11 protein-coding genes are annotated in these 16,983 nt (G+C 36.7%); 7 read left to right on the top strand and 4 right to left on the bottom strand.

Translation table 11 applies throughout. From position 1 onward, the window contains the following. The first annotated feature begins 216 nt into the window (after positions 1 to 216). The 3 genes from KQI38_RS21000 to KQI38_RS21010 all read left to right on the top strand — a co-directional run bounded on the left by KQI38_RS21000 (position 217) and on the right by KQI38_RS21010 (position 6,663). Positions 217 to 1,659 (top strand): relaxase/mobilization nuclease domain-containing protein, encoded by a 1,443-nt coding sequence (locus tag KQI38_RS21000; protein ID WP_246565961.1) that lies wholly within the window; start codon positions 217 to 219, stop codon positions 1,657 to 1,659. Between the two features lie 367 nt (positions 1,660 to 2,026). Further along, complete coding sequence (gene uvrA / locus KQI38_RS21005; protein ID WP_216562980.1) at positions 2,027 to 5,458, top strand: excinuclease ABC subunit UvrA; 3,432 nt, start codon at positions 2,027 to 2,029, stop codon at positions 5,456 to 5,458. Between the two features lie 11 nt (positions 5,459 to 5,469). Continuing rightward, on the top strand, positions 5,470 to 6,663 hold the full coding sequence (locus tag KQI38_RS21010) for an MFS transporter (RefSeq protein WP_216562981.1): 1,194 nt from the start codon (positions 5,470 to 5,472) through the stop codon (positions 6,661 to 6,663). 33 nt (positions 6,664 to 6,696) lie between these two features. Here the strand turns inward: KQI38_RS21010 and KQI38_RS21015 are convergent, their stop codons facing one another. Further along, complete coding sequence (locus KQI38_RS21015) at positions 6,697 to 7,521, bottom strand: MerR family transcriptional regulator (protein WP_216562983.1); 825 nt, start codon at positions 7,519 to 7,521, stop codon at positions 6,697 to 6,699. A 133-nt stretch (positions 7,522 to 7,654) separates the two neighbouring features. On the opposite strand from KQI38_RS21015, the gene KQI38_RS21020 reads away from it, so the two are divergent. The 4 genes from KQI38_RS21020 (at position 7,655) to KQI38_RS21035 (ending at position 11,181) form a co-directional block, all read left to right on the top strand. Next, on the top strand, positions 7,655 to 8,167 hold the full coding sequence (locus KQI38_RS21020) for an effector binding domain-containing protein (RefSeq protein WP_216562985.1): 513 nt from the start codon (positions 7,655 to 7,657) through the stop codon (positions 8,165 to 8,167). 491 nt (positions 8,168 to 8,658) lie between these two features. Next, a complete protein-coding gene (locus tag KQI38_RS21025) occupies positions 8,659 to 9,081 on the top strand; it encodes an RNA polymerase sigma factor (RefSeq protein WP_216562987.1) in 423 nt (140 codons plus the stop codon). A gap of 556 nt (positions 9,082 to 9,637) precedes the next feature. Next, positions 9,638 to 9,799 carry a hypothetical protein gene (locus tag KQI38_RS21030; protein ID WP_216562989.1) on the top strand — a complete coding sequence of 54 codons (162 nt, stop codon included), beginning with the start codon at positions 9,638 to 9,640 and terminating at the stop codon, positions 9,797 to 9,799. Positions 9,800 to 9,831: 32 nt separating this feature from the next. Further along, positions 9,832 to 11,181 (top strand): recombinase family protein, encoded by a 1,350-nt coding sequence (locus KQI38_RS21035; protein WP_216562991.1) that lies wholly within the window; start codon positions 9,832 to 9,834, stop codon positions 11,179 to 11,181. A 531-nt stretch (positions 11,182 to 11,712) separates the two neighbouring features. Here the strand turns inward: KQI38_RS21035 and KQI38_RS21040 are convergent. From KQI38_RS21040 to KQI38_RS21050, 3 genes are all read right to left on the bottom strand, one after another. Next, positions 11,713 to 13,854, bottom strand: coding sequence for a P-loop NTPase family protein (locus KQI38_RS21040; RefSeq protein WP_216562993.1), 2,142 nt, complete (start codon positions 13,852 to 13,854; stop codon positions 11,713 to 11,715). A 458-nt stretch (positions 13,855 to 14,312) separates the two neighbouring features. Further along, positions 14,313 to 15,314 carry a bacteriophage abortive infection AbiH family protein gene (locus KQI38_RS21045; protein ID WP_216562995.1) on the bottom strand — a complete coding sequence of 334 codons (1,002 nt, stop codon included), beginning with the start codon at positions 15,312 to 15,314 and terminating at the stop codon, positions 14,313 to 14,315. A gap of 188 nt (positions 15,315 to 15,502) precedes the next feature. Next, positions 15,503 to 16,861 carry a hypothetical protein gene (locus KQI38_RS21050; protein ID WP_216562996.1) on the bottom strand — a complete coding sequence of 453 codons (1,359 nt, stop codon included), beginning with the start codon at positions 16,859 to 16,861 and terminating at the stop codon, positions 15,503 to 15,505. Positions 16,862 to 16,983: the final 122 nt, after the last annotated feature.

The raw sequence follows: 16,983 nt of genomic DNA on the forward strand, positions 1-16,983 counted from the left end.
ATTCGCACTATGATATAACATGATAACGCAAAATTTATAGCACCTTTCATCTACATAGGTTTTTCCATTCACATAGTAATCAATAGCTTCGGACAGTGAGTCCATTGCATTTTCCAATAAATTCAATCGCATTGTATCCTTCTCTATCTAAGTCAAAAAGTTAATTTTTTAATTTAAGTATACTCCCCAAAACCATTTATTTCAATTGAGAGTTTAATGACAGGAGGTGTTATTATCGCTACCACAAGGCTCATTTCCATGCACCAAAACAAAGGAAAAACCATTGCAGCTTGCCTTGCTGACCGCACCGATTATGTGAAAAATCCCCACAAAACAAATGACGACGAACTGTTATCCTCTTATCAGTGTGACCCTCGAACAGTACAAGGCGAGTTTATGCTCTCTAAGCGGCAATATGATGATATTACAGGCAGAAAACAAGCAAGCAATGTCATTGCTTATCAGATAAGGCAAGCCTTTAAGCCGGGGGGAATAACACCCGAGCTTGCAAATAAAATCGGCTATGAATTGGGCATGAGCTTCACCAAAGGCAACCACGCTTTTATCGTTGCCACCCATATAGACAAAGCCCATATCCATAATCACATTATCTTTAATTCCACCTCTCTTGACTGTACAAAAAAGTTTCGAGATTTTCTTGGCAGTGGTCGGGCGATTGCCAAAATATCTGACCGCATTTGTCTTGAAAATGGACTGTCCATTATTGAAAATCCCAAACGCTCTAAGGAGCATTACGGCAAATGGCTTGGTGATAATAAGCCCCTTTCTCACTCCGATAAATTAAGGCAGACCATAGATGAAGCGCTTGTCCAAAAGCCGAAAACCTTTGATGAGTTTTTACAGTTCATGCAAAGTGCAGGCTATGAAATAAAAAGCGGTAAGCATTACGCTTTTAAGAGTGCAGAGCAGAAGAAATTTATCCGCTTGCGTTCTCTGGGTGCGGGATATTCAGAAGATGAAATCAAGGAAATCATTAATGACAATGTTCCAAAAAGAGAGGTTAAAAAGTCCACTGCTAAACAACCGAAAAGGCAAGAAAAATCGGTCAATCTCCTTGTGGATATACAGGCAAAATTACAACAAGGCAAGGGCAAAGACTACGAGCAGTGGGCAAAGATTTTCAACCTAAAACAGATGGCTCAGACCGTCAATTTCTTGCAGAAACACAAGCTCCTTGCCTATGCTGATTTAGAGGAAAAAGCAAAGAAATGCACCGCTACTTTTGATGAACTGAACACGCAAATTAAGACCGCCGAAAAGCGTATGGCAGAGATACAAGTGCTGAAAAAACACATCATCAACTATGCCAAAACCAAAGCTATTTACACCAATTACCGCAAGGCAGGCTATTCCAAAAAGTTTTACGAGGAACACCGTGACGAGCTTACTTTGCATAAGGCTGCAAAGACAGCTTTTGAGGAACTTGGTGTAAAAAAGCTCCCCACAATTAAAGCACTGCAAGCCGAATGTGATGAGCTGTTTTCCGAGAAAAATAAGGCTTACAGCAAGTACCATATTGCACGAAAAGAAATGCAGGATATTCTGACTGCAAAGGCAAATATCGACCGAATTTTGGGACTGGAACAGGAACAAAAGGCAAAAGAAAAATCACAGGAACAGCGGTCAGCTGAACTGTGATTTTATCAGCTCCCAAAGGGAGCGTAGCACGATGATTTATCATCGTTTGAGTGGGGATTGGGGATACTCCCCAACAAGCAAAAGCATAAGGTGGTCACCCTTATGCCCTGCTTGCCACTTTTGTTCGTAAACAATATAAAAGAAAAAGGACACTGAATCTTTCATATTCTCTTCTGATTTAACATTCTATAACATCAACGACGTATCAATTGAAATAATTAAGCCTTTGCTATGCATTTTATCAAATTAAATGTCAGTATATTTACACTACTTGGACTTACTTATGCTGTTTTCTTAAACAGATAAAAAACCACTTGACTCTGACACCATGTCAAGGCTTAAGGTTGGTTTAAAAGGAGGAATATATATGGATTTTAAGATTTATTCCAGACAAACCATTATAACCAATCCTCGGCAGTTCATAGACCAATACGAGGATTTACCAGCATCTCCAAAAGAATTGCTGAAAATAGTGCAGGGATTAATCATTCATGGTGACCAAGGGAAGTTGTATAACACTACTTTTAGCAAAAGACAGATGGATGAAGAATTGTTACGCACTGTACCACAAATGTTAGAAAAATTATTACAAATCGACCAAAGCTCCCTGTCAAAAAAAAGACCGGCAAACTTGCGTCTAATTGGGATGTGTAGAGACTACTCTCTGCTCTTCCTATCTTTTCTACGGTATAAAGGTATTCCTGCCAGACTGCGTGTTGGCTTTGCTAATTACTTTGAAAGTGAACTAATGTATGAGGATCACTGGCTTATTGAATATTACGACAGAGAAAAACAACATTGGGTGCGTGTAGACGCACAGCTTGATGACATTCAGAAAGCTCATTTTGGAGTGACTTTTGACACGGAAAATATGCCGTCAAATGTAGGATATCTGCTTGGAGGGCAAGCGTGGACGCTATGCCGTTTGGGAGAGCGCCACCCTGAAGATTTTGGCTACAATAAAAACTGGAAGGGTTGGCATTCCATCAAAGGAAATCTATTGCATGATTTCAACAGTCTACTTGGTATGGAACTTTTACCTTGGGATTTGTGGACGGAGCTTAGTACGAAAAAATATAATAATCTCAGCCGACAGGAAAAGGACCTTTTGGATGAGATGGCTATGCTTACCACAAATCCTAACATTACAGAAGAAGAACTCTTAGCATTTCAAAAACGCTTACCTGCGGAGTACATGGAGGCTATCCATTCAAAACTTAAACTGTTGGGTATTGATGGACAATGCGAAACATTGAGTCCCGATATGCTGGAGAAAAAGTTTTCTATAATTCCATCAGCAAAAAAACGAACTGTGGTTACTCCCGTTAAAGATAATAACCATCAATTGGTTTTAAAAGGTTGTCGTCAAAACAACTTAAAAAATGTAAATGTGACCATTCCAAAAGAAAAGCTAACGGTTATTACAGGTGTAAGTGGAAGCGGAAAATCTTCTCTTGCTTTTGACACAATTTATGCAGAGGGAAAACGTCGATATCTTGATAATATGTCCAATGCTGCCAAAATGCAGGAACAGATAGAAAAACCAGATTTTGATACGATACAAGGGCTCACTCCTACCATTGCTATTGAGCAGAAAAAAGGAAGTCAAAACCCACGTTCTACCGTTGGAACGCTGACAGGTATTTTGGATCATCTGCGAATGCTATATGTTGCAATCGGAATACCCCACTGCCCTTATTGCGGAGTGCCTGTTCAAAAAGAAAGCAAAAATAAAAATCGTTGCCCTGTTTGCGGCAGCCTGTTTCAAGGTCTAACAACATCGACGTTTAATGCCAACGCTCATGTAGGGGCATGCCATACCTGCAATGGGCTTGGAATTTTATATGAGGTTAACCCGGATACTATTGTGGTGAACGGCAACCTATCTGTGTTGGATGGAGCTACTTCCTACTTTGGAAAGTTGCGTGGTAAAAAACCAACTGGGAACTGGATGATTGGAGAATTATATGCAATAGCAGCCGATATGAATGTGGATTTAGATTTACCTTGGGATAAATTACCGAATGAATTTAGACAAGCAGTTCTTTACGGCACAGGGGATAAAATTTACAGCTTTAAATATAATTCTGGAGGACGTGATACAGAAATCAATCGCCCCGCAGCTGGAGCAGTAAGCCATATACAGCGATTATTCCGAGAATCCAAGTCAAATGATAATCCACAAAAAGAATATATGCATGAGATTCCCTGCCCCACCTGTCACGGAGAATTGTTGTGTTATGAAGCCCGATATACAACAATTATGGGATACCGTTTGCCTGAGCTGACAAAGATGCCCATTGACAAGCTTTGGGATTGGGTATGTAGCTTGCAAGAATTGCTTTCAAAAAGTCAGAAAAGCAAAGCCGAAGAAGTCCTGCTCGAAATTCAAAATCGAATTGTAAATCTTTTGCAAGTTGGTTTGCCATATTTAACTTTGAGTCGAACCGCTCCAACCCTTTCAGGTGGTGAATTACAGCGTGTACGGTTGTCTAGCCAGCTTGGCAGTGAACTAATTGGTCTTACCTATATCCTTGACGAGCCCTCCATCGGGTTGCACCCACGAGATCATCATCTGATGATTGACACTATCAAGCATTTACGAGATAAGGGAAATACTGTTATCGTTGTAGAGCATGATAAAGAGACAATGCTAAATGCTGATTATATCGTTGATGTCGGCCCTGGTGCAGGAACTTTTGGCGGTGAAATTGTGGCGGCAGGAACTGTGGATGAAATTATGAAAAATACATTGTCTGCTACCGGACGTTTTCTTAGCAATAGCAAAATATGTGAGCCAGAAAATACAATAAATCCTCACAAGTGGATGACTCTAAACGGATGTACTGGCAACAATCTCAAAAATATCAACGTCCGTTTTCCACTTCATTCAATGTGCTGTATTACTGGAGTAAGCGGTTCCGGGAAAAGCTCACTCATTTTTGGTGCCTTGATACCAGCACTAAACAAGGCGATTAACCATCAAAGGTGTGTCGATTCCAGCTACCTCTCCTTTGAGGGATATGAGGATATTGATGGGTTTGTCCAGATGGATCAAAGTCCAGTTGGAAAGTCCTCACGCTCAACCCCTGCAACCTATATTGGCGTTTTTGACACTATCCGCAGCTTGTTTGCAAAACAACCCAGAGCTTATGAGCTTGGTCTTAATGAAAGCCATTTCAGCTTCAACTCAAAGGATGGTGGATGCCCTGTGTGTGAAGGTCAAGGGCAAATTAAAGTCGCTTTTCAGTATATGGCAGATACTTACGTTACTTGCCCAGAATGTAAGGGCAGTCGCTATCAGGAGGGTGTTCTGGAGGTTCTGTACAAAGGGAAAAGTATTGCCGATGTCTTGCATATGGATGTATCCGAAGCAATATTTCTTTTTGAAGATGTTACAGAGATTGTACAAAAGCTGTCCCTGATGGATGAAGTGGGACTGCCTTACCTAAAACTAGGGCAAAGCACTGCTACTCTCAGCGGAGGTGAAGCACAAAGACTGAAACTTGCCAAAGAACTAAGCGGAAAGCAGAAAAAGCATATGGTCTATATATTAGATGAACCAACAACTGGGCTGCACTTTCAGGATATTGAAAAGCTGCTGCTGATTTTCCGTAAATTGGTTGACACAGGTCATTCGCTATACATTATTGAACACAACACCGAAATTATCGGAGCCTCTGATTGGGTTATTGATATTGGACCGGAGGGCGGAATCGCCGGAGGGCAGATTGTAGCCGCGGGAAGTCCGGAGGAGATTAAAAGAAATTCTGCAAGCGTTACTGGCAGATATCTGTAAGGAGGAAACGAATGAGAATGTTGAAGAAAGAAACGTGGCAGTATAAACTTGCGGCATATATAGTGAGCCAAGGAATATCCCTGCTTGGTTCATCCGTCGTATCGTTAGCAATTATCTGGTATGTTACTTTAGGAACTGGTTCTGGCAGTTTGGTTGCAGGTGTTACCATTACAACTTTTCTGCCACAAGCTTTGGTAATGCTATACGGTGGTATACTCGCCGACCGTTATCCACCTAAGCGTATTGTGATTTTAAGCGACTCAATGATAGCACTTTCTACCTTAATACTGGCAATTTTCTTTTTTAGCGGTATAGATAATGTAGGCTGGGTGTTCTTCTTTAATGCTTTACGTTCTTTTGGAACAGGCATACAACTTCCTGCTTCAAAGAGTATATTGCCACAGATTGTTCCAAAGGAACAATTGATGAGAGCAAACAGTATCAATACCGGTGTGTGGAGTGTCATTCAATTGGTATCGCCGGGGCTTGGCGGTCTTGTTATGAGCCTTATGGATATGGAGTATGTATTTCTAATTGATGTTTTAACTGCCGTAATCAGTATTATTATTTTAGCAACCATTATCATGCCATCGTGTGAAATACTGCAAAGAAATGAAAATACGCGGGAGGAGCTAGTGCAAGGTTTTCGTTACATCATGAATTCTAGGGCATTACGCAGTGCAATTCTATTATATACCGTGTTTCAGTTTCTGGTCGTTCCGGCTTCACAGCTTACGCCACTGTTAGCATCTAAAAATGTGGGCGGTGAAGTTTGGATACTCAGCGTAATAGAAACAGCGTTTTCAATCGGCGCACTGTCAGTCAGTCTTTTTATGGCATATAGAGAGCTAAAAATTCCTCACTTCAAACTCATTGGGTTGTCATCTATCGTTTTTGGAATGACGCTGCTCCTGTTGCTGCCCGCACGTGGTATTCTACTGTTTGCCGCAATGATGTTCCTAATGGGAATTGGCAGTCCTCTATATTACACACCGCTAATCACTCACATACAAGAGAATACCGAGGAATCCTATATGGGGCGCACCTTTTCCTATGTAGATTTATTGTCCTCACTGTCAACACCACTTGGCATGATGGTATTCGGCCCTTTAGCAAATATCAGTATCCTTCTACCTTTTGTAATTCCCGGTATTGCACTAATCCTATTGGGCATTTGGGTTCAAAAGAAAATGCAAGAAAAATAGGGCTTGCCCTAAGGGGCAGCCCATCTTTTCAAATCATACTTCAATTAGCGGGATTTGTATCTCTGTTAGGTATTCTTCTGGGTTATCTGTATCCTCATGGTCAATAATTGTGACCTGACGAGACGGACTTCCCATAGTATATGGGTGGTTTTTGTCAAGCCAATTTGCAAAAGAATAGTAAGCACCTGCAATATTTTCATATGGACCATAAACCATCATGCAAGCCATTTTATCAATATTTTCAAGCATACGATAGGTAAAAGCCCCTTTGTTCTTGCCTAACCGCTTTACAATAAGACATATTTCAATATCAACACCAGAGTCCAGGTGTTCATCGCCGTGATAAATTGCAACATTGTTTTGACTGCTTCTATCAAACTCAATATGCTCATGATGAACAAAATCCATAAGTTCGCTCCAAAGTGTTCCCTCATCAAAGTGGTTACTCACCTTACGTCGAAGAGATATAACTGGGTACGAGGGTATAGATTTTATTGTTACATTATAATATTGGTCAAATTTATCTGCTGCAATATGTACGATAGCAGAACGAATCTGCTCAATACGCCTTTGCTCTATTTTAATAATTTCTTCAATATCCCTAATTTTGTCATGAAGGCTTTGTGTTAGATATGAATTATTCCAATTTTGCAACAACTGCGTAGTTTCAGCTACTCCAAAATTAAGGTCTCGCAACAGTACAATTTTTTGCAGTTCCGGCACCTGATCCGCAGAGTACATCCGATAGCCAGTAACCGGGTCTATATAAGATGGTTTAAGCAGTCCTTGATTATCATAATAGCGCAGCATTCTTACAGAAACGTGCGTCAGTTTTGAAAAATCACCTATTTTTAGCATTTGTTCACCCCTTTCGTTATTAGTATACGATTTGTTTTTTTATACTTCAAGTCACAAAATATAAAATATAAGTCTTGACATTGACACGGTGTCAGGGCTTAAAGATGAATTATAAGATAAAAGGAGAATCGCCATGATTAATACACAAGATATTAGATTTGTACAAATTCCTGCAATGTCTGTTGCTTCAATTCAATGTATTAGTACGTCACCAGAAAAAGACAGTTTGAAAGCAATAATAGATTTTATGGGAGATATAAAACTAGACAACGAGATTTCATTTATGCGACATTTTGGTTATGTTCCACAGTTTGATAAGTGCGGCAATGCGGATATAGATATTTTTGAGAGGCTAATAACAGTCCCAGAAAATATAGAAATTGCAGAACCATTTGTAAAAAAGATTTTTCCTGGTGGGTTATATGCTGCCTATACAGTTCCGATAGGATTTTTTGATAGAGTATCAAAACTAAAAGATATAGTTTGTGCAATGCCAAACTATGAACTCGCTGACAATGAGCAATTTGATGTTATTGAGGAATATTTAAACCCTTGGAAATTTCCATTAAATAATATAAATCAATTTTTCACGGATACCCAAATAGACATTCTTATTAAAGTGCAAAAACTTAATAGCATTAATTAACGAGAAAATATTTGAAGATAAAAAGATGCAAAGTCAATAATCTGTATTTAATAGATATTGTTCCTCTAGCTTTAACTGCCAAAAAATATTACATTTAACACTATATTTACCAATAACAAAAATAGAAATTAATAACAGATTTAAACCAATAATAAAAACCGCCGTTTCCTTTCCCAAAAGTAATATATGGTGGATGTATTAAAGTCGCCCTTTTTTAGGTATACAGCGGTATCTTAGGAGGCGTCGCTGTGTTTGATTTTATACAAACTTTATTATCATATTACCATCCGTTAAAAAAGGCCTATCTCCATTTATAGAATTTTCTGGCTATATAGCTGAACTTACACATCATCTAATTGAATGTGAATATTGCTATGCCCGATTGAGTTTTTCTCAGTCGGGCATTTTTTCGTTTATAGAGCCTCATTGCCGTTCTCCACCACCGTCCTTTCAATTTTAGCTACCCACAAAAATTGAAAGGATGGTAAACCATGAAAACAATAAATTTAAAAAACTATTACCCATATTACACCAGAGATACATTTTTAGAAGTACCTGATGAAGTAGCAATAATATTTGAGAACTTTGCTAAGGCAGAGGCTGCCTACGAAAGAAAGAAATACCGCTATAATGCCCATTACTCACTTGACCGTGGTGATGGGATTGAACATGAAATCTTGTTTGTTTCGCTCTCTCCTTATGAGATTTACGAGCGTAAGCTCACAAGTCAACAGCTTCACGCTGCTATTGCCTCTCTGCCGGACAAGCAGGCAAAGCGGATCTGCGCTCACTACTTTATTGGTATGAGCAAGACAGCCATTGCAAATGCTGAAGGAGTAAGTGAAAAAGCTATTAGGATTTCTATTGAACGAGGATTACATAGCATTGAAAAATATCTGAAAAAATATTTGTAATCACGTTCCGAATACCGCTTGTTTTTGTCACGGTATATAGAGGGGTGCTTATCTCCTACTGTACCTTGACAATTTCATATACGATATTTTGAGTACATTACTTATGTGAGCCGAAAGGCAAAGCGACTTAACAGACATCGCCAAGACAGCAGTATAGGGAGGTGAGTTTAATACTGCCCGAGCGACAAAATGGACTGTTAGACCGAGTTTAGCACACTCGTCCGCAATGACCCACATAAGGGATAATGATACTTCGTAACGTTTCGCCCTCAATACGATTAAAACGGAGGGAGTTCCTGCAGTATGCGTGGCTTTTGAAAGGACAAGCTATGGTACTGTGGGACTATGATGGCTGTGCCAACAGCAACTCAAAATATCCCCTTTGTCGGGGTGCGTGGCAAATACGGCAAACAGGTGAATTTTATCGCACCGCATTTTTATTCAATGTAAATTTGCGGTGCGTTTATTATGCTATTTCTAATATGATGACAAACTTTTCATAAATAACAAAATTGCTTATACTTTATGTAAGCAATTCACTTGGAGGTGATTGCAAATGGAAAATATCGAAAAAGTATCGCAAAACACAGAGAAAACTACTCAGCCTAATGAAATGTATGCTAAAACTAAAGCATATCAAGATTTCATAAATGTGCTTTCACAGATTATTGAAAAGCACGGTTCAGAAGTTTTAAATGAGTTAAATCATGCTAAATGATGATGTTTTCCAATAATATTGGAGGTATGACTATGAATAGGAGTGGAAAAAAATGTGTACTTTATCCTCGTGTAAGTACCGAAATGCAGGTTGACGGCTTCAGCTTAGATGGTCAAAAAAACAGCCTAACTCGTTTTGCAGATAGAGAAGAAATGGAAATTATTGATATTTATGAAGATGCAGGTAAATCTGGCAAATCCATTGAGGGCAGACCTGCCTTTAAGCAGATGCTCAATGATATTGAATATGGCTTAGGCATTGATTATGTTTTAGTTTACAAGCTCTCTCGCTTTGGACGAAATGCCGCCGACATTCTTAATTCTTTGGAGCATATTCAATCCTTTGGTGTGAATTTGATTTGCATTGATGAGGGAATTGACTCATCACAGACAAGCGGAAAGCTCTTAATCTCTGTACTGTCTGCTGTTGCTGAAATAGAGCGTGAAAACATCATTGAGCAGACTATGAACGGACGAAAGGAAAAAGCCCGTCAAGGCGGTTGGAATGGTGGCTTTGCTCCCTATGGCTACTATCTTAAAGATAAGCAGCTTTTTATCCAAGAAGATGAAGCTGAAGCGGTACGCATTATCTTTCATAAATATGTACATGGGAATATGGGATTTTATAAAATCGCCAACTATCTTAATTTACAAGGTATTCAAAAGGTTAAACGGGATAACGGTACACTAACCCAATGGAGTACCCATTTTATCAGAATGATAATCGACAATCCTGTATACTATGGAAAAATTGCTTTCGGTAGACGCACAAGAAAAAAGGTCAAAGGCACTAAGAATGAATATCGCCAAGTCCACCAAGATGACTACATTCTCGCAGACGGTCAGCACGATGCTATCATCAGTGAGGAACTATGGACACAGGCACATGAAAAACGAGAAATAACAGGTGTAAAATCTCCCTCTAAAATTGGTCGAGATAGGGCACATTTGCTAAGTGGCATCTTAAAATGCCCTAAATGCGGCGGACCGATGTACACCAATAAACACGCATGGACAAACAAGGACGGTACATATAAAGAGATTTACTATTATGTGTGCAGCAAGGCTGTGGAGCAAGATTCTATTACCTTGGAGAACATCTACACTCTGTTGGCAAACTTCGATAAGGTATATGACAAAATTAACGATGAAGAGAAAAAATCTCTAATTTCTTCGCTAATTAAAGAAATAGAGATTTTCCCATGTGATGAATCAGAGCTACCTCTGAAGTCAATTTTATTCAATTTTCCGGTGTATAAGGATGGTGGAGATGTTTACGAATTTTTGTGGGACAAAAGTACGCACGTCTCAACGTGCCTTGAAGAGACGATTCTGATGATAAAAGAATCTAGTACCCCCTTAGTGGTAAGGTATATTTCTTAAATTCTATCAATTTAACTACATATTTTTTGACCTTTTCATTCTTCCCAACTATATTACCATTATATTTAGCTAAGAATTATCTCAATATTTGCTAATACATTCTAATATTTTTTGTATCAAAATTGTAAGCAACATAACCCTCAAATACTAATTTGAAGGCTTTGTTCATTACAATTTATATCTTCTTAAAACTTTCCCATGGGAAGTGATAGATCCTTATTTTTAACAACAATTAACTTCTTATACTGCCCTAATACGCTTGTCATATTTCGGATCTGGAGGAATTACTTTAATTTCTTTTTTCTTTGTCATTTATTAACTCTCCTTGAAAATATCTCATTAATGATTGAAATTCTTTTAAAGGAGAGTTATCTCATTAATAAGGGCAATACAAGGACTATGCCTAATTAAGAAAAGCCAAAGCTGCTAAGAATAAAACTCTCAGCATGCTGAGGACTTTAATCTTAGCAAAAAAACTATAAATGAGAATGAACCACCTTATAATATTGGTTTCCGTATCAATCTGACTTTCTAAATGATAATGAACATCTTATTAATTAATTCCGTCATTGCCACACCAATTTCTTCTGCAATAATATCTGTGAAAGCCTGCGTCGCAAAGATTTTTTTGAATGTATCTTGCATTTCTCTAATTGTTGCATCATAACTAATCGGCTTGGTATATATCTTGTCAATAGTGTTCTGAATGCGCTTGTTTCCATAGGAAAGATTGAAGGCAACCTTATCCATAACCATATAGTACTTCTCAGAGGAATTGAAATAATGCTTAAAAATCCAATGAAGTTTTTGACTCTTCTTAACCTTTGGAGATAATCCTGCAAAAATGGCAGGATTGATATCTGCAAAAGCAAACTCTGTGATTTCACGGTTTGCATCGAAAGCTTCTATCATACGGTCGATTTCGGACTCCTCAAGATTATCAACCAACGTACCTACAACCTCAGATTCATACAAAGTCGCAAAGTCAGGAATGGAATTGCACAGAACCTTATTCAGCATAGCTTTCATATTTATACTGAAATTACCGTATACATAAGCACGGGTGGTATGCCCTTGACCTCTCTGTAACTTGTTGTAGTATGTTACAACACTCCTTCCGTTAATAGTATGATTCGTTGTTATGGTATATCCATTAACAACAGCCTTATCTTCTGTTAATGTAAACTGCATTTGATTAAACACATCCGAAATTAGTGTACCATCTATTTTAAGGCTAACAGCTGGCTTCTCAGCATCAATTGCTGTTACAAAAAGTGGTGCTTTCATACCCTTTGGAAGAATACGAATCTGTGTATCACGAATAATTTCATCTATTTTTTGATATAACCCTTCTGGTTTAAACTTCACAAGTTTATTTGATTTCAGTTCTTTAAGTGCAATCTGTATTGGGTCAATGCGTTCTTCCAAATATCTAATTGACAACCATGTTGCACTGTTCTGCGGTAGCTTTTGGAGATAGCAGTCTATTGAGCTTTCCATAGAATTGATAGCTCTCTCAATATGTCTATTGTAATCATCCTGTGTTAACTCTACAGTAGTTTTCTCAGCCTTATTGATTATGTTCCCAATAATTCTGTCTGCCTTTGTGAAGATCACATTAACAGGCACATCAAGCTTTTTAGCCTTACCAATTTTCTCTCCAATCACATCACAGCATTCAGCAATCACATCATCTCTCTCCTCAAGATTCATTAGAAGAAGAATGCTGTCAGGACTACAATTCAATGCTATATCCAGTGCGTCCTTTATGGAGTTTTCGTCCATGTCCACCTGATTCAATCCCATGGTATCTCTAAGACAGAAACGAAGAGGAATATCCTCATCCGCTTTTTCTATCAATTCCGTACGTGGTCTGCATGCCAGAACTATATCTTCTACTACCAAACTATAAGGTTGGTATGGATCAAACAAATTCTGAAGAATTAAACCTCCATATGGAAGATCATCATCCTGCTCTACACTATACTCATTAATCTCCCCAAGCCCATTACCATTTCCAAACAATTGATTCAGCATATTCATAATTTCTTTACCAATTGAATTTAGCCAATCATAGTAATCATCTAGAAGTTTTGGCTCCAACTCATTCCACATATCCTCGAATACCATTCTTCTAATTGTTGACATTACAACCTTTTGTTTTTCAAATTCCTTTTTCTTAGCCTTAACTCTTTCATTGAATGATGGTGATACCTCTTCAATTTCATTTAATGCGTCGGAAACTACATTTTTGAATACTTCTAACGATAGTTTGTCAGCTATTTTTCCTAAATGATATGAAGCATCCTCTGGTTCAAGAACTTTCTGGAATACAACCTCATCCATTGAATCCAATGTATCCTCGGCACACATACCATTTGTTGTGAATTCCTTAGCAAGCATTTCTAAAATCTCTAAATGAATTGCCTTTGCCGAGAATTCTTTAGTTCTAATTCTCATTGAAAAGTATTCATCCTTTTCTATTCGTTCGTCAAAAAGGAAATTACATGGAATAATTGTTGTCTGACTCTTGTCTCCAATACCAACTACTATAAACCCTATAATGCGATGATTAACAAGTGCATAGATAAAGGTACTCTTTCCAGATGATGTTGGTCCAATGACAACAATCGTTTGAGCAGACTTGATGCGCTTTAATGCTTCTCCGGGCATTAATCTTGAAATTTCACGTTTTTTCATATGAAAAAACCTCCTTGTTGGAATATTGAGAAATGGCTTCCAACAAGGAGGTCCTGATAAAAAGCTGGCAGATATGCACAGCATTAATTCAAAATCTCATGCCGCATACAGGGAATCCTCGTGTTAAGGAATTTGTACTGGTAATGACTAAACTCAGCGTTTCCGTATTTCGCATCTTGTTAAAGCCACATCTCTAAATATATTTTAGAGAAAAAGTTACCTTTTGTCAAGAATAAGTTGCAAAATATACCAGATTACACAATAGTTATTGTTCATACTGCATCATCTAAGAATTCGTTTTATGATGTGCTGATTATAAATTCTCAAATCTTTCAATAATTAAAACTAAAACCTTCAGCCTGCAGAAGCCTTTCGTTTTAAAAGTTTCATAGATATCACAAATCAATAACTTAAACTATGAGTCGCATAATTTATTTCATGTATTTCTTTCTTGTCCACTGTTGCAGATCTATAAAATTCATATTCATTGAAGATATTCCCAATTGTAACAATTGTTGCTGGTGGTGATCCCGCTCCGCCTCTCCATAGTAAGATACGGTCCATTGACAATTAAGCGGAACCATATTTTTAATCGTATAAAAATATGCCATATCAACATCTGAAAGTGAATGGCCTAAAACAAATACTTCTTGTATACATCCTAAACTACTGAAAAAACCTTCATTTAATGATATTAACCTTTCAACATCTTTATAAGTTGTCCTGAAATATCCTTTTATAATATCCTCAGCCTCATTTTCTCTTACATCACCAACGTCCATGTTTTCCATATATTCGTCATATTCTTCTTCAGATAAATTGTCTGGTATATCATTTTTTTGAAAAAGTAATTTGTTTCCATGTCCAGCAATTAAATTTGAATTTTCTCCAGCCTTACCATGAATGTATAAAATTTGACTTCTTGAAATTCCATACACATGCTCCAAAGTATCTGTATAATTAAAACTTAAATATAATGAATTAGGTGAGAGATAAAACTTTTTTAATCTCCTATCCACATCTGTATCTATGCTATTAATCCATTTACTTAAATACCGAGGGATATCTTTTGCAAATGCCAAATCTGCATCAACAAAATATTGATATTCGTGATGATATGCATCGCTCCAATTATCCGCACCATAACTCACTAATGAATCACTATGGTTATCACGAAGTTCTTCGTAATCCAAATGACCTAATGCTTCCTCAAACTGATACCATAAATCTTCTGGTGCTATGTATTTTTCAATAGAATCAATAAAATCTTTTGAAGCATTCTCGTAAATAAAATTTTGAAAATCATAATACTGGGAATTAATATCATGAAATAAATCAAAACCATTCCCCACTATAATTAGCCGCTTATATATATCTACCCCTCCCAACATCTTCAACATAATAACTAATGATATTTTCATTTTTCTAAGCATTATACTTATATACAGAATTCTTGTTTTCTTGTTTTCCCTATACCCTATGACTTCTTGAGTCATATTTCATAACTTAGCATCTTACAGATGCAACATGATTCAATCATGTCTAAAAAGATGCATCATATTATTTCATTTTACAATATTTTTAATAAACATATCATAACCTACTTTATCATATTATGATATTAATAGATTTCAAACTTTATTTTATTCATAAAATGAGAAATAAAGTTATTTACTTTTTCTCCTGGCATCTGCCTTGTCATATCTACCCAACAACTAAACAAAAACATATTTATTGCTTGTCTCTCGCTTTTACTTTTACAGCATTGCCCCAATTTTATTATTATATCTTGAGATAATTCTCCAAATGTACTAAATTCAAACAATGATATAATCCATAATGGTAATATTTTTATCCAATTTGAATTTATATCTGTTGCATAGTTATCAAACAATTCATAAAAGTCCCTTGAAATAGTTTTTATCTTTTCTGTTTTATTGTATTTGTCATAATACACAGCTGCTCTGCATAGAGCTGCTATATCTAGTACAGAATGTACATATTTGTGGTATTTCGAATTTTCAATTAATTGTACATCTCCAACAAATTTACAATCGTCCTGATAATACAAACAATATCCCCATTTACTATAGAAATATGTAATACCAATTTTATATAAATACTCCTTATCTATATTTTTTAGAATAATCACATTCACATAAAAAAGTAACATCACTGCTACATTTATTATACTTGTTATTTTAAACCCAATTAAGAGCCTTATAAACAATATCAAGGCGCTTAGTACAAAGACATTTTTCATAATAATTTCAGCACGTTTATACCATAACCCTCTGTATCTTCCCAATAAACTTACATATTCAATTCTCTCTATGTGTATTATCTTCTTATAACATCCTAAATATCTATCAAAATATTGCTCACACATTTTTGATAATTCTATATTATCTATATTCCGTATATCAAGATTTGTTGTCCTATAAAATAAATCTTTTCTAATACTATTGAACGGTCTATTCAATGGTTTTATTTGATTATTACTGATTACTTTAAATAGAGATAATACTAAGACTGCAAAAAATACCGACAATAATATCGCTAAACACATTTTATAATGTTCAATATCTTCAATAGACTCAATATCAATAAAATAGCTGACAATACTAACAACTAATCCAATTAATAGAAGAAGTGTATGCCATTTTGTTTTTATTTTGCTGTTTTTATCTTGAATCCATGTCATTATTATAGGTAAAAAGGCTACTACAAAAACAACTTGCCAAAATTGCATAAGAGCTTGAATCACAGCATCTGACAAGATGTTGAGGAAAGAATAAGCAAATATCCCAATAACTATACAAATAATAATTTCTTTGAACTTCGACAAAAACACTTCTACTCTGCTTTTATTTGTTGCAATAGTTCTCTTCCAGACTTCATGCGATTGTTTGTTTATTTTGTTTCTAAAAGTAGGGAATGAAAGTAAAAGCAGTACACCTTCCAACCCAACCCATATCATTAGTAAATACTCTATAAAAACCCCTCCTAATATAAATTTAATAATTTTGTATTAACTTATTAGCACCATCTCATAAAGATAGAATCTTCAAACTCATAATTTATATCGACGGAAAGATGTCG

The sequence above is a fragment of the Tissierella carlieri genome, assembly GCF_018917285.1.
GTDB classification, from domain to species: domain Bacteria; phylum Bacillota; class Clostridia; order Tissierellales; family Tissierellaceae; genus Tissierella; species Tissierella carlieri.